We start from the raw sequence: 12454 nt of genomic DNA, 5'->3' as shown, positions 1-12454 counted from the left end.
AAATAAGTCCAACCCCTGTTATTTAAACTTTACACACTTTGCGGGATAGTGTCTATTTATTTTTAAAAGTGCTTCCGGAAACTTCAATAATTTGATTTGAATCCAATTTATCAATAGCCAGTTTCTCACTGGAACCTGATACCATCTTCACTTGTAAAAATTGGGTTTCCTCATTAAATTCCAGGGTTTTTACTTCAGCATATTTCAAGCTGGTGATCTTTTGACCATCTACAAATATCTTGTAATCTATATTTCTATTGAAGTTCTCTTTTTTTCTAATGATCTTTATTCGACGCATAAAAAACGGAAGATTTTAACTTAGTGTCTTTCTTCAAGAACCTTTACTATATCCTTCAATCCAAAACCTTTTGCTTTTAAAAGAATCATATAGTGAAAAAGCAAATCGGCACTCTCATTCAGGAAAAGATCGTCATTGTTGTCTTTAGCTTCAATAACCGTTTCTACGGCCTCCTCACCGACTTTCTGAGCAATCTTATTTATACCTTTATCAAAAAGTGAAACTACGTAGCTATTGTCGTTTTCCTTTCTTAATTCGGGCTCCGTCTCACTTAGCTTTTGGCGACTGGCGATAATTCCTTCCAGTTTAGATAAAAAACCATAATCCACTGTATTCTCTTCTGCCCAACAAGTGTCGGTACCTTTATGACAAACCGGACCTTCGGGATTCACTTCCACTAACAAAGTATCATTATCGCAGTCCAGCTTGATATTTACGAGGTTCAGAAAATTTCCACTTTCTTCTCCTTTCGTCCATAAACGCTCCTTGGTTCTGCTGAAAAATGTAACTTTTTTAGTCTCATTGGTCTTCAGAAAAGCTTCCTCGTTCATATAACCAAGCATTAGAACTTTTCTCGTTTTCGAATCCTGGATAATGGCGGGAACTAATCCGTCTTGATTTTTATTGAAATCTATATTCATGATTTTATATTCTTACCGGAATTCCGGCTGATTTTAGTTGAGTTTTTAGATCTGAAATTTCTATCTCTTTAAAATGAAAAACACTCGCAGCCAGGGCAGCATCTGCTTTCCCTATTTGGAAAGTATTCTGGAAATGCTGAATATTACCCGCTCCTCCAGAGGCAATGATTGGAATATTCAATTCTTCAGATAATCTTGCCAGTGCTTCATCTGCAAAACCATTTTTGGTACCATCATGATCCATCGAAGTAAAAAGGATCTCTCCGGCCCCTCGTTGTTCCACCTCTTTAGCCCAATCGAATAAGTCAAGATCTGTAGGAACTTTTCCACCTACCAGGTGAACTTTCCATTTTCCATCAATATTCTTGGCATCAATCGCCACTACTACACACTGGCTCCCGAACTTTTCTGAAAGTTCATTAATTAGTTCCGGCCTTTTTACTGCGGAAGAATTGATCGAAACTTTGTCGGCACCATTTTTCAGAAGAATATCTACATCTTCCACGGAAGAAATTCCACCACCAACGGTAAAGGGAATATTCAGTTGTTCTGCCACATCCAGCACCAGTTTCGCCAGTGTTTTCCGCTTCTCTTCAGTTGCCGAAATATCCAGAAAAACCAGTTCATCTGCACCTTTCTCGGCATAGGCTGCAGCTAGTTCCACAGGATCTCCCGCATCTCTAAGGTCTATAAAATTTACGCCTTTTACAGTTCTGCCATTTTTAATATCGAGGCAGGGTATGATTCTTTTTGTTAACATTTATCAAATTTTGAATTTCGAACGACGAGCGCCGAAATATAATTTTTTATTCTTGCTTTATTACTTAATTCGTCCTCTTACAGTTTTGATGGAAGCGACAGTAATCGCATCGAGTTCATTAGCTTCTTGAATCAATTCTTTAATGTTATGGTCTTTATTATCTAATATTTCTAAAAGAAACTCTAACCAAAACTGAGACTCATCGGCTTATTTTCATTTTATTTATAAAATCCCTGTCAGATTTTGCCCGATTTCCAGAGCGATAATTCGCTGCAACTGATGTCGAAGATCGTATAAGCTGTCTTACAACGGCATCATATTCCCTCGTTTTTGGGATAGATTTGCAAAGAATCCAGCAATTTAAAGCAAACACCTTAGTTTTATTTTTCAAATCCTGCATCGCTGTTTTTTTAATTCTAATTCATCACGAGACCTAAATACCGATAAATCTACATTCTTCACTCGTCCTTCATCATTCGTCGTTCAATATTCCGAAATATAGTTTTCCAGCTGTCTTAAGCTAATCCGGTTTTCATAGATGGCCTTTCCAATAATCACTCCTTCGCAGCCTAATTCTGCCAGTTTCGGTAATTCATCAAATTTTGAAATACCGCCGGAAGCAATTAAATGAATGTTCTTTGTTTCCGATAAAATTTCTTCATAAAGTTCAAAGGACGGACCTTCCAACATTCCATCTTTAGAAATATCTGTACAAATAACATATTTCACTCCCTTATCCTCATGGTTTTGAATAAATGGAATGATGTCTTTATCTGAATCTTCCAGCCAACCGGAAATAGCAATCTTCCTATTCATAGCGTCAGCACCCAGAATGATCTTTTCATTACCGAACTTCTGAAGCCAGTTTTGAAAAATTTCAGGATCTTTAACGGCAACACTTCCACCGGTGATCTGGTTTGCGCCACTTTCAAATGCGATCTGTAAATCCCTATCTGTTTTGAGTCCGCCGCCAAAATCAACTTTCAGGTTTGTTTTAGTAGCGATTGTTTCAAGGATCTTATGATTTACAATGTGTTTAGATTTTGCTCCGTCCAAATCTACCAAATGCAAATATTCGATACCGTGAGCTTCGAATGATTTCGCAACTTCTAATGGATCTTCATTATAAATTTTCTTGGTATTATAATCACCCTTGGAAAGCCTTACACATTTGCCTTCTATAATATCTATTGCTGGTATTATACGCATTTAAAATTAGATTTTACAAGTTGGATGTACGAAGTATCTATTCTCATTTGTTTATTTTTTTTCGTGTAATTTAATTGAAGCAACCACAATTGAAATAATCTCATTGCATTCAGCATGTAAAATCTTAGCTATTTCAGTATCCCAATCTAACACTTCAATAGTTCCAGGAAATACATACTTTCGTCTGCCTCTTCTTCTACAATTTTTAATTTATTTAAAAAATCTGCACTTGATTTTGCTCTTTGTGCCGCACGATAACTATCTCCAACTGAACTCGAAGACCTAATAAGCTGATTCGCATATGCATTATATTCTCGAGAATGTGGAATTCCGGAACAAAATTTCCAACAGTGAATAGCGAATTGTTTACTGCTATCTTTCAGCTTTAACATAGATCGTAATTCTAACTTCTTAATTCTAAATTCAAAAAATTTTTCAAAATCTGTTCCCCGGTTTTACTACTTTTCTCCGGATGAAACTGTACCCCATAGAAGTTATTCCTGTGCAAAGCTGTGGAATAATTCACTCCATACTCGGTTCTGGCAATTTCATCGGTACATTCGGGAACATAATAGCTATGCACTAAATACACATATTCACCTTCTTCGATGGTATTGAAAAGCGGCGATTCTAAATTAGTAATTTGATTCCAGCCAATTTGAGGTACTTTCACACCGTTATTGAACTTTTTTACATCGGCATTAAAAATACCAAGACCGGTGGTATCTCCTTCTTCAGAAGAATTGCACATCAATTGCATGCCAAGACATATTCCCAATACCGGTTGGGTAAGTTCTGGAATTACTTTATCCAAACCAGTAGACCTGAGCATTTTCATAGCGCTGCCCGCCTCTCCCACTCCGGGAAAGATTACCTTATCAGCATTCCTGATTTCTTCAGCGTTGCTACTTAACTTCGCTTCAAAACCAAGTCGTTGAACAGCAAATTTTATACTCTGAATATTTCCGGCACCGTAATCTATAATAACAATTTTTTGATTTTCTTTCATGATCAATCATATAAGAGAGTGATTTTTAAAAATGACGCTAACTTCTCATTTCTAAAATCTTACTTCTCTATAGCATTCCTTTTGTAGATGGTAAAATCATTTTTTCAGTATCCCGTTTTACAGCCATTTTAATAGCTTTCGCAAAAGACTTAAAGATAGCTTCGATCTTGTGATGCTCATTTTTACCTTCCGCTTTAATATTCAGGTTCGCTTTAGCTCCATCTGTAAATGATTTGAAGAAATGATAAAACATTTCTGTAGGCATCTTTCCAATCATTTCTCTATTGAAATCTGCGTCCCACACGAGCCAGTTCCTTCCACCAAAATCAATGGCAGCCTGAGCCAAACAATCGTCCATAGGTAAACAAAAGCCATATCTTTCTATACCAAGTTTATTTCCAAGTGTTTTATTGAAAACTTCTCCGAGGGCAATGGCGGTATCTTCAATGGTATGGTGTTCGTCAACTTCTAAATCACCTTTTACCTGAATTTTAAGATCCATTTGGCCGTGTCTGGCCAATTGATCTAACATATGATCAAAAAAGTCTAAACCGGTACTGATATCGCTTTTTCCTGTTCCGTCAAGGTTCAATTCAATTTTTATATCGGTTTCATTGGTCTTGCGTTCTATAGAAGCCGTTCTGTCCTGTAGTTTTAAAAACTCATAAATTTCTTTCCAACTACTGGTTCTAAGCGCGATGCTATTCTCTATTTCAGTTTTATCATTATTAACTTCATCTGCCCCAAGTTCAGCGTGCGTGTCTATAAAAATACCTTTTCCGCCAAAATTAACCGCAAATTCTACATCTGTAAGGCGATCTCCCACCATAAAAGAATTTTTCAGATCGTATTCCTGGTTACTTAGGAAGTTTTCTTCTAACAGCCCCGTATTTGGTTTTCTGGTAGGAGCATTATCTTTTGCAAATGTTCTGTCGATTAATACTTCACTGAATTCAACACCTTCATTCTTAAAGGTTTTGATAATGAAATTCTGTATAGGCCAGAAATCTGTTTCTGGAAAACTATCGGTTCCAAGACCATCCTGGTTTGTTACCATCACAAGCTCATAATCCAATTCTCTGGAAATTTTAGCCAGATAAGTAAACACCTCGGGGTAAAATTCAAGTTTATCCAGGCTATCTATCTGATAATCTCCCGGTTCATGAATTAAAGTGCCGTCACGATCTATAAATAATACTTTATTCATTATCTAATTCTTTAAATGCTTTGATAAGTTTTATATTTTCTTCTTTGGTTCCAATAGTAATTCTAAGGCAATTTTCACAAAGGGCCTGATTGCTTCTATTTCTGAGTACAATGCCTTTTTCAATAAATTGATCATATCGTTTATTGGCATCATCTACTTCCAGGAGAAGGAAATTAGCATCAGATCTATAGATTTTAGAAACAAACTTTACTTCCAGTAATTGTTTAACCAAACTATCCCTCTCACTCTTAATATCAAACACTTGCGATTTAATTGCATCTACTTCAAGTAATGCCTGAATCGCTTCCTTTTGAGTAAGTTGATTTACATTATAAGGTGGCTTTATTTTATTAAGCACTGAAATAATTTTTTCTGAAGCATAAAGAATTCCCAGCCTGATCCCTGCCTTTCCAAATGCTTTTGAAAAAGTCTGGGTAATAATAAGATTGGGATAATTTCCGATCTTTTTTATCCAGCTATCCTTTTCTGAAAAATCTATATAAGCCTCATCGATCACTACAAGTCCGTTAAAATTTTTCAATATGGCTTCAACCTTACTATCTTCAAAAGAATTCCCTGAAGGATTATTAGGTGAACAAAGAAAGATGATTTTAGTCTTAGAATCAACTTCATTTAGGATGGCCGTAACATCAGGTTCAAAATCGTGGTTTAAAAGTACTTCCCTGTTTTCAATATTATTAATATCAGCCAGGACTTTATACATTCCGTAAGTTGGCGGAAGTGAAATAACGTTATCATTTCCCGGTTCGCAAAATGCCCTGAAAATAAGGTCCAGCACTTCATCGCTCCCATTTCCCAAAAGAATATTTTCTGTAGCTATATTTTTAATTTCAGAAAGCTTTTCTTTTACATCAGTCTGTTGCGGATCCGGGTACCGATTAAGTCCATTATCGTTAGGATTCTCGTTAGCATCTAAAAAAGTCATCTCTTCGCCCTGAGTTTTAAACTCATCCCTTGCAGAAGAATAAGGCTTTAATACCGCCACGTTTGGCCTTACCAGATCGTTTAAATTGAATTCTTTCATTTAGTTTAAATCCTTTAATCTTAAGCTTACCGCATTTTTGTGTGCCCGTAAACCTTCAGCTTCGGCCAGTAGTTCTATAGATGGCCCTATTTCTTTAATTCCCTGTTCGCTTATCTTCTGAAAAGTGATCGTCTTCATAAAACTATCCAGGTTCACACCACTATATTGTTTCGCATAACCGTTTGTTGGCAGTGTGTGATTAGTTCCGGAAGCATAATCACCAGCACTTTCCGGAGTGTAGTTTCCAATAAAAACCGACCCGGCATTTATAACTCCCTGAACAAAATAATCTTCATTTTCAGAACAAATAATAAAATGCTCAGGGCCATATTCATTAATTAGCTCCAGAGCTTCTTCTTTTGAATTTACCAGAATAAGACGGGAATTCTCAATAGCCTTATCTGCAATGGCTTTTCTAGGTAACTTATTTAGTTGTGCTTCGATCTCATCTGAAACTAAATTGATCAATTTTTCTGAAGTTGAAACCATGATTACCTGACTGTCTGTGCCATGCTCTGCCTGGCTCAACAAATCTGAAGCCACAAAAGCCGCATTAGCAGTATCGTCTGCAAACACAAGTAATTCCGAAGGCCCGGCAGGCATATCTATCGCCACCTGGTATTTTGTAGCCAACTGCTTGGCCACAGTCACAAATTGATTCCCCGGACCAAAGATCTTATACACCTGAGGTACATTCTCGGTTCCAAAAGTCATTGCACCAATAGCCTGAATTCCGCCAATTTTAAAAATCTGAGTTACCCCGCAAAGTTCAGCTGCATATAGAATTGCCGAATTTACATTTCCCTGTTTGTCTGGCGGAGTACATAAAATAATCTCCTTACAACCTGCAAGCCTGGCCGGAATAGCCAGCATCAAAATTGAAGAAAACAAAGGCGCTGTTCCGCCGGGAATATAAAGACCAACTTTTTGGATCGCTTTCTTTTCCTGCCAGCATTTTACTCCATTAGTAGTTTCTACGCTTACTTTTTCAGTTTTTTGAGCTGCGTGGAATTTTTCAATATTAGATTTCGCCAGCGTAATAGCAGCTTTCAATTCTTCGGAAATTTTTTTTGCTGCATTCTGAACCTCAGTTTCAGAAACCTGGAGATCTTCTAGTTTAATTCCGTCGAAAAGCTCGGTATATTTAGCAACTGCAGCATTCCCTTTTACACGAATTTCATCGAAGATCTGGTTCACGGTTTGCTCAATATCCGCCACTGTTTGAGTAGGCCTTTTTAGAATTTCTGGCCAATCTTTCTTTTCGGGATTTACTATTTTATTCATAATCTTAATATTCAGTAATTATTATATTACCATTTTTTCAATAGAGGATACCAGGATCCCTTCTGCCCCGAAATTTCTTAACTCATCCAATACTTCCCAAAAACGCTCCTCGCTTATAACAGTATGCACCGAACTCCATCCTTCTTCGGCAAGAGGCAAAACCGTAGGACTTCTCATACCCGGTAATAGTGTAATTACCTCCTCAAGTTTTTCATTCGGAACATTCATCAAAATATATTTAGAAGTTCTGGCATTTAAAACAGATTTCATCCTAAACTGTAATTTCTCCAGAATTTGTTTCCGTCCTTCTGAAATCTGCGGAGAGATAGCTAATACCGCTTCGCTCTTCAACATTACTTCCGCTTCTTTTAAACCATTTTTAAACAAAGTACTACCACTGGAAACAATATCGCAAATCGCATCTGCCAGGCCAATATTTGGGGCAATCTCCACCGAACCATTAATGATATGAAGGTCTGCTGAAATTCCTTTTTCCTTTAAAAATTCATTTACTGTATTGGGATATGAGGTCGCGATCTTTAAACCATCTAAATCCTGGATATTCGTATAATTAAAAGATTTAGGAACGGCCAGGGAAACACGGCATTTAGAAAAACCCAGTTTTTCTCCCCGAATAATGTCCTGGCCTTTTTCGATTAATACATTTTCTCCTATTATGGCAACATCTACCACTCCATCCCGTAAATACTGAGGTATATCACCGTTTCGAAGATACATGACTTCCAGCGGGAAATTTCTTGAAGATGCCTTCAATTGCTCCTTTCCATTATCTATAGAGATACCAGCATCTTTTAGAATCCTGATGGAATCCTCGAATAAACGACCTGATTTTTGAACTGCAATTCTTAATTTTTCTGTACTCATAATATTAATTGGCTACTATTAGAAATAAAAAAACCCGTTTGATTGCTCAAACGGGTTATGATATTTAGTTAAAGTTACAACATATCATATCACCTCGCCTGAGCGTGGATAAAAAAATGATGATGATGTACTGTGTAATTTTTCATTGTGAGGCCAAAGCTAATTAAAAATTTCAGAAATAAAACCTGAAATTTATATTTTAAGAATAATTTTTAATTGTTTCCTAAAATTAGAGGCATTCCTCCATCGCCAGAACCTATTACAACTACTTTAGAATTAGGCGATTTTGCCAATTCCAGGGTTGCCTGAATTCCTTTTTCTTTCAGAACTTTTTCAGTCAGGGATTCACTTAATATTCTATTCGCTCTTGCCTTACCTTCAGCATCGATACGTTGACGCTCTGCTTCCTGCTCTGCTTTTGTTAACCTGTACTCATATTCCAAAGATTCCTGCTCCTGCCTAAGTTTTCTTTCAATAGCCTCTTTGATTGTTGAAGGAAGGGACACATCTCTTACCAACACTTCATTAACCTGAACATATTGTTCATCTAGCAGTAAATTTGTCTCATCAAAAATTTCCTGTTGAATCGCTTCCCTTTTACTTGCATATAATTGCTCCGGATTGTAACGCCCTACTACTGCCCTGGTAGCTGAACGAATTGCCGGCTGAAGCAACCGCTGAATATAAGCTTCCCCTTTTTCCTGATGGAGCTTCCCTAAAACTTCATATTCCGGTTGAAACCATACTGAAGCATCTAAAGATATTTCTAAACCGTTTGAAGAAAGCACCGTCATTTCTTCGTCTATGGATTGTTGTCGTACTTCATATACAAAAACTTTGTTCCAGGGAGCTACAAAATGAAATCCTTCAGATAACGGAGGGCTGTCTGTTACCACACCACCTCCAAAAGTCCGGTATAATACCCCGGCTTCTCCAGAGTCTATAGTTACAGTAGATTTAGCTATAATAATGATTAAAATAACAATACCAATAAAAAGAGGCACTGCAATCTTCGGTAATCTTTCCATATATAAATTTGAGATTTAAATTAGTCCTACATATTTTCGGTAAAACCACTCGGCGGCAAGGACAATAACCAGAATAAAAAGCAGGTAATACCAGTCTATCAAAGGTAGCCTTTTTTGTTGGCTTTTTTGAACTGGTTTAAATTTATCACTGGAAACCAAAGCATTTACCAATTGCTCCATTTGATCTTCATAATACAGCGCACTTCCATTATTTTCGGCAAAAGTCTTCATATCAGATAAATTAGCTGTAATGAACTGTTGCTCTGTACTAAAATCAACCACTTTAAAATTTCCTGATTTTGCCAGATTTCTGCCTGAAACTTTGACGTTATAAGAATATTCTCCCGAAGGCAGGTCTACTGCACCGAACTGGTAAAAATTATTCTTCAGAATCATATCTGAAGTAAAAGAAGTATCTCTTACCTCATTTTTCATTGTTATTTTTAAACTGGCTCCAGCATCAAACTGATAGTTTTCATCTAAATACTGCGCAGATATAACAACATTTTCATTGGAATAATAGAGATTTTCTGAATCTATCGTTAACCTTTGGCGTGGGCTATTCTTCGCCAGATTCTGAATTAACTTACCCAGAAAATCATCAAATTTTTGAAAAGATTTATGATCTAAATAAGATTTCGCTCTCCACCTCCAAATATTTTCACCTAAAATAAACCCTGACTTTGGGGAATTTTGAGAAACAGCAATTAAAGGATCTTCAGTTTCAACTCCTTCAATCTCCTGAAACAACATCACATGAAATTTTGTTTCTTCAAATTCCATCGAACCAAATTTATCTATCAGTGGTGGAAAATCATTAAAACCAATATCCTCAAATTGAAAAGAACCAAATGTTTCGTTATACACCGGAAAAAATTCCTGAGGCTGATTTACGGAGTTTTTAGAAATACCAAGTTTTAAATTACTGAGGTAATTCCAATCGGTTTGACTGCCGGTGACAACGAGATAATTTATTTTTTTATCTAAAACCTCAGTGAATAACGAATTAAACTTATTATTTACTTGATACAGTATAACCAATTGATAATTTGATAACTGCGATTTTACTTCGTTTAAATATTTGATATCTACAGACCGCTGCTGATTACTTTCAATGGATTTCTGAAGGGCACCAAGATCTGGATGGGAAATATCTGAAACTATCAAAACCGAAGTCTGTTCATCAATTACTTCTACCGCGAAATCCTGCAGATTGTTAATTTTATTTTTTTCGTTTTCCAAAAAATCGATCTCTAAACTATAAGTCTTTACTCCAACAGAATTAGCCGGAAGATCGGTGCGCAGAATTTGTGATCTATTATCTTTTGAAAACTGGATCTTCTCAGTATGCACCACTGTGCCATTATTTTTAATCCTGACAGTAGCAGTGATATTTTCATTTCCAGTATAGTTTAAAAATGCTTCTACTGGAAACCTATTATTCAGAAAAGCATATCTATTAGAATTGATTCTCTCGATACTTAGATCTGTATGAGTTGTAGTATCTCCCAAAATAACTGGAAAAACGGATGTATTTTGGCTGGATTTAAAATATTTGTAATCCCTTCCAAGGTTTTGATTACCATCGGTTAGCATAACTATGGCCGAACGCTTTTCTGAAAATATCTTTTCAGATTCTGAAAGTGCATTATAAATGTTGCTTTGATTAGCAGTAAAATCAAGACTATCAGTAATATCTATCTGCTCCCCAAACTGAAAGCTATTCACCTGAAAAATTTCCTTAATCTTAGCGTTTTCAGCTAAATTTTTAGAAATATTGGAGATATTCTGATTTTGATCTAAATGAGAAATAGACTGGGAATTATCCGCTAAAATTATGAGCTCCGGTTTTTCCAGCTCGTATTCCACAGAAGTAATTTTCGGATTTATAAGAATTAAAAGAACTAAAAAAACTGCCAGTGTCCGGAGGCCAAAAAACAAATAATCCTTGCGGGCAAGATTTTTCCTTCTGTACAAATACTGGAAAAAAGCAAACCCCAGCGCTATTAAAAGTGCCAGGGTTATATATAAAATCACGCTTATTGTCATTAAAGTTTGAAGTTATAAGCCTTTAAGCTTAAAGTTCTAAGTTAATCAAAATCATAATTCTTTAAAGGTACTCTAACTTCAGGCTTCTTAAATCTCATTTCTAGGTGTGCATCCCACCATCTACATGTATTATTTGCCCGGTAACATAGGAACTCAGATCACTGCCAAGATAGACACATGCATTTGCTATATCTTCTGGCTTTCCTCCTCTTTTCAATGGAATAGCATCTCTCCAACCCTGTACCGTTTTTTCATCCAGTTTCTCGGTCATTTCAGTTTCTATAAATCCGGGGGCGATCACGTTGGTTCTAATATTACGGGAGCCAAGTTCCTGAGCCATAGATTTAGAAAAACCAATAATACCGGCTTTTGATGCTGCATAGTTAGCCTGGCCCGCATTACCAGTAACACCAACCACCGAACTCATGTTGATGATACTTCCGCTACGTTGTTTTAGCATGGTTCGCTGCACAGCTTTGGTCATATTAAAAATAGATTTTAGGTTCACTTCAATCACCCTATCAAAATCTTCCTCACTCATCCTCATAAGAAGGTTGTCTTTAGTGATGCCGGCATTGTTTATAACAATATCGATAGATCCAAAATCTTCAACCACATTGTCTACCAATTCCTGTGATTCTTTAAAACTTGCAGCGTTAGACTGATAAGCCTTTGCTTTAACACCCAAAGATTCCAGTTCTTTTGCAAGTTCTTCTGCAGATTGAGAGGATGAATTATAAGTAAAAGCGACGTTTGCACCATGTTTAGCAAAAACTTCGGCAATTCCCTTCCCAATTCCACGGCTGCCGCCTGTAATTATAGCATTTTTTCCTTCTAATAATTTCATATTAATTGATCTTGTTAATTGAATTGTCAAATATAACAAAAGCTATTTTGGATTGAATATTATTCTCTTGAAGATTGGAATTCCTCTTATTTCTTCCTTTTTTGTATTGAGCGGATACCTTTTAGTATCATTTTATACCAACCAGATTTGGAATAAATCTTAATCCCCTGAAAATTCAGTTATAAAATTTAA

At 36.3% G+C, this 12454-nt stretch carries 14 protein-coding genes; all 14 read right to left on the bottom strand.

Annotation, left to right across the window (positions count from 1 at the left end; all coding sequences use genetic code 11):
* Positions 1–52: 52 nt before the first annotated feature.
* Positions 53–298 (bottom strand): hypothetical protein, encoded by a 246-nt coding sequence (locus Q1K34_RS06715; RefSeq protein WP_300436206.1) that lies wholly within the window; start codon positions 296–298, stop codon positions 53–55.
* A 20-nt stretch (positions 299–318) separates the two neighbouring features.
* Complete coding sequence (gene hisIE, locus Q1K34_RS06710; RefSeq protein ID WP_300436204.1) at positions 319–939, bottom strand: bifunctional phosphoribosyl-AMP cyclohydrolase/phosphoribosyl-ATP diphosphatase HisIE; 621 nt, start codon at positions 937–939, stop codon at positions 319–321.
* A gap of 4 nt (positions 940–943) precedes the next feature.
* Positions 944–1699 (bottom strand): imidazole glycerol phosphate synthase subunit HisF, encoded by a 756-nt coding sequence (gene hisF / locus Q1K34_RS06705; protein WP_300436202.1) that lies wholly within the window; start codon positions 1697–1699, stop codon positions 944–946.
* Positions 1700–1898: 199 nt separating this feature from the next.
* Positions 1899–2099, bottom strand: coding sequence for a four helix bundle protein (locus Q1K34_RS06700; RefSeq protein ID WP_300436199.1), 201 nt, complete (start codon positions 2097–2099; stop codon positions 1899–1901).
* Positions 2100–2182: 83 nt separating this feature from the next.
* On the bottom strand, positions 2183–2908 hold the full coding sequence (hisA, locus tag Q1K34_RS06695) for a 1-(5-phosphoribosyl)-5-[(5-phosphoribosylamino)methylideneamino]imidazole-4-carboxamide isomerase (protein WP_300436197.1): 726 nt from the start codon (positions 2906–2908) through the stop codon (positions 2183–2185).
* A gap of 146 nt (positions 2909–3054) precedes the next feature.
* On the bottom strand, positions 3055–3300 hold the full coding sequence (locus Q1K34_RS06690) for a four helix bundle protein (protein ID WP_300436195.1): 246 nt from the start codon (positions 3298–3300) through the stop codon (positions 3055–3057).
* An 11-nt stretch (positions 3301–3311) separates the two neighbouring features.
* Positions 3312–3917 (bottom strand): imidazole glycerol phosphate synthase subunit HisH, encoded by a 606-nt coding sequence (gene hisH / locus Q1K34_RS06685; RefSeq protein WP_300436192.1) that lies wholly within the window; start codon positions 3915–3917, stop codon positions 3312–3314.
* Positions 3918–3984: 67 nt separating this feature from the next.
* On the bottom strand, positions 3985–5124 hold the full coding sequence (gene hisB / locus Q1K34_RS06680; RefSeq protein WP_300436190.1) for a bifunctional histidinol-phosphatase/imidazoleglycerol-phosphate dehydratase HisB: 1140 nt from the start codon (positions 5122–5124) through the stop codon (positions 3985–3987).
* Entirely contained in the window at positions 5117–6169 is a 1053-nt protein-coding gene (hisC, locus tag Q1K34_RS06675) for a histidinol-phosphate transaminase (RefSeq protein ID WP_300436187.1), read from the bottom strand. Before hisC ends, hisB begins: the two co-directional genes overlap by 8 nt.
* Positions 6170–7453 (bottom strand): histidinol dehydrogenase, encoded by a 1284-nt coding sequence (gene hisD, locus Q1K34_RS06670; RefSeq protein ID WP_300436184.1) that lies wholly within the window; start codon positions 7451–7453, stop codon positions 6170–6172.
* A 21-nt stretch (positions 7454–7474) separates the two neighbouring features.
* Positions 7475–8338, bottom strand: coding sequence for an ATP phosphoribosyltransferase (gene hisG, locus Q1K34_RS06665; RefSeq protein WP_300436181.1), 864 nt, complete (start codon positions 8336–8338; stop codon positions 7475–7477).
* A 212-nt stretch (positions 8339–8550) separates the two neighbouring features.
* Entirely contained in the window at positions 8551–9366 is an 816-nt protein-coding gene (locus Q1K34_RS06660) for a prohibitin family protein (protein WP_300436178.1), read from the bottom strand.
* 15 nt (positions 9367–9381) lie between these two features.
* Complete coding sequence (locus Q1K34_RS06655) at positions 9382–11415, bottom strand: VWA domain-containing protein (protein WP_300436175.1); 2034 nt, start codon at positions 11413–11415, stop codon at positions 9382–9384.
* A gap of 100 nt (positions 11416–11515) precedes the next feature.
* Entirely contained in the window at positions 11516–12262 is a 747-nt protein-coding gene (gene fabG, locus Q1K34_RS06650) for a 3-oxoacyl-[acyl-carrier-protein] reductase (protein WP_300436173.1), read from the bottom strand.
* Positions 12263–12454 lie beyond the last annotated feature (192 nt).

The sequence above is a fragment of the Christiangramia sp. genome (genome assembly GCF_029937855.1).
Taxonomy (GTDB): domain Bacteria; phylum Bacteroidota; class Bacteroidia; order Flavobacteriales; family Flavobacteriaceae; genus Christiangramia.
Note: the sequence above shows the minus strand (reverse complement) of the source record. Positions and strands in the feature narration are given on the sequence as shown.

What these genes read in the sequence shown, in the direction of transcription:
- Q1K34_RS06715 (WP_300436206.1), bottom strand. Translation starts at nt 298, where the DNA reads ATGCGTCGAATAAAGATCATTAGAAAAAAAGAGAACTTCAATAGAAAT.
- hisIE (WP_300436204.1), bottom strand. Translation starts at nt 939, where the DNA reads ATGAATATAGATTTCAATAAAAATCAAGACGGATTAGTTCCCGCCATT.
- hisF (WP_300436202.1), bottom strand. Translation starts at nt 1,699, where the DNA reads ATGTTAACAAAAAGAATCATACCCTGCCTCGATATTAAAAATGGCAGA.
- Q1K34_RS06700 (WP_300436199.1), bottom strand. Translation starts at nt 2,099, where the DNA reads ATGCAGGATTTGAAAAATAAAACTAAGGTGTTTGCTTTAAATTGCTGG.
- hisA (WP_300436197.1), bottom strand. Translation starts at nt 2,908, where the DNA reads ATGCGTATAATACCAGCAATAGATATTATAGAAGGCAAATGTGTAAGG.
- Q1K34_RS06690 (WP_300436195.1), bottom strand. Translation starts at nt 3,300, where the DNA reads ATGTTAAAGCTGAAAGATAGCAGTAAACAATTCGCTATTCACTGTTGG.
- hisH (WP_300436192.1), bottom strand. Translation starts at nt 3,917, where the DNA reads ATGAAAGAAAATCAAAAAATTGTTATTATAGATTACGGTGCCGGAAAT.
- hisB (WP_300436190.1), bottom strand. Translation starts at nt 5,124, where the DNA reads ATGAATAAAGTATTATTTATAGATCGTGACGGCACTTTAATTCATGAA.
- hisC (WP_300436187.1), bottom strand. Translation starts at nt 6,169, where the DNA reads ATGAAAGAATTCAATTTAAACGATCTGGTAAGGCCAAACGTGGCGGTA.
- hisD (WP_300436184.1), bottom strand. Translation starts at nt 7,453, where the DNA reads ATGAATAAAATAGTAAATCCCGAAAAGAAAGATTGGCCAGAAATTCTA.
- hisG (WP_300436181.1), bottom strand. Translation starts at nt 8,338, where the DNA reads ATGAGTACAGAAAAATTAAGAATTGCAGTTCAAAAATCAGGTCGTTTA.
- Q1K34_RS06660 (WP_300436178.1), bottom strand. Translation starts at nt 9,366, where the DNA reads ATGGAAAGATTACCGAAGATTGCAGTGCCTCTTTTTATTGGTATTGTT.
- Q1K34_RS06655 (WP_300436175.1), bottom strand. Translation starts at nt 11,415, where the DNA reads ATGACAATAAGCGTGATTTTATATATAACCCTGGCACTTTTAATAGCG.
- fabG (WP_300436173.1), bottom strand. Translation starts at nt 12,262, where the DNA reads ATGAAATTATTAGAAGGAAAAAATGCTATAATTACAGGCGGCAGCCGT.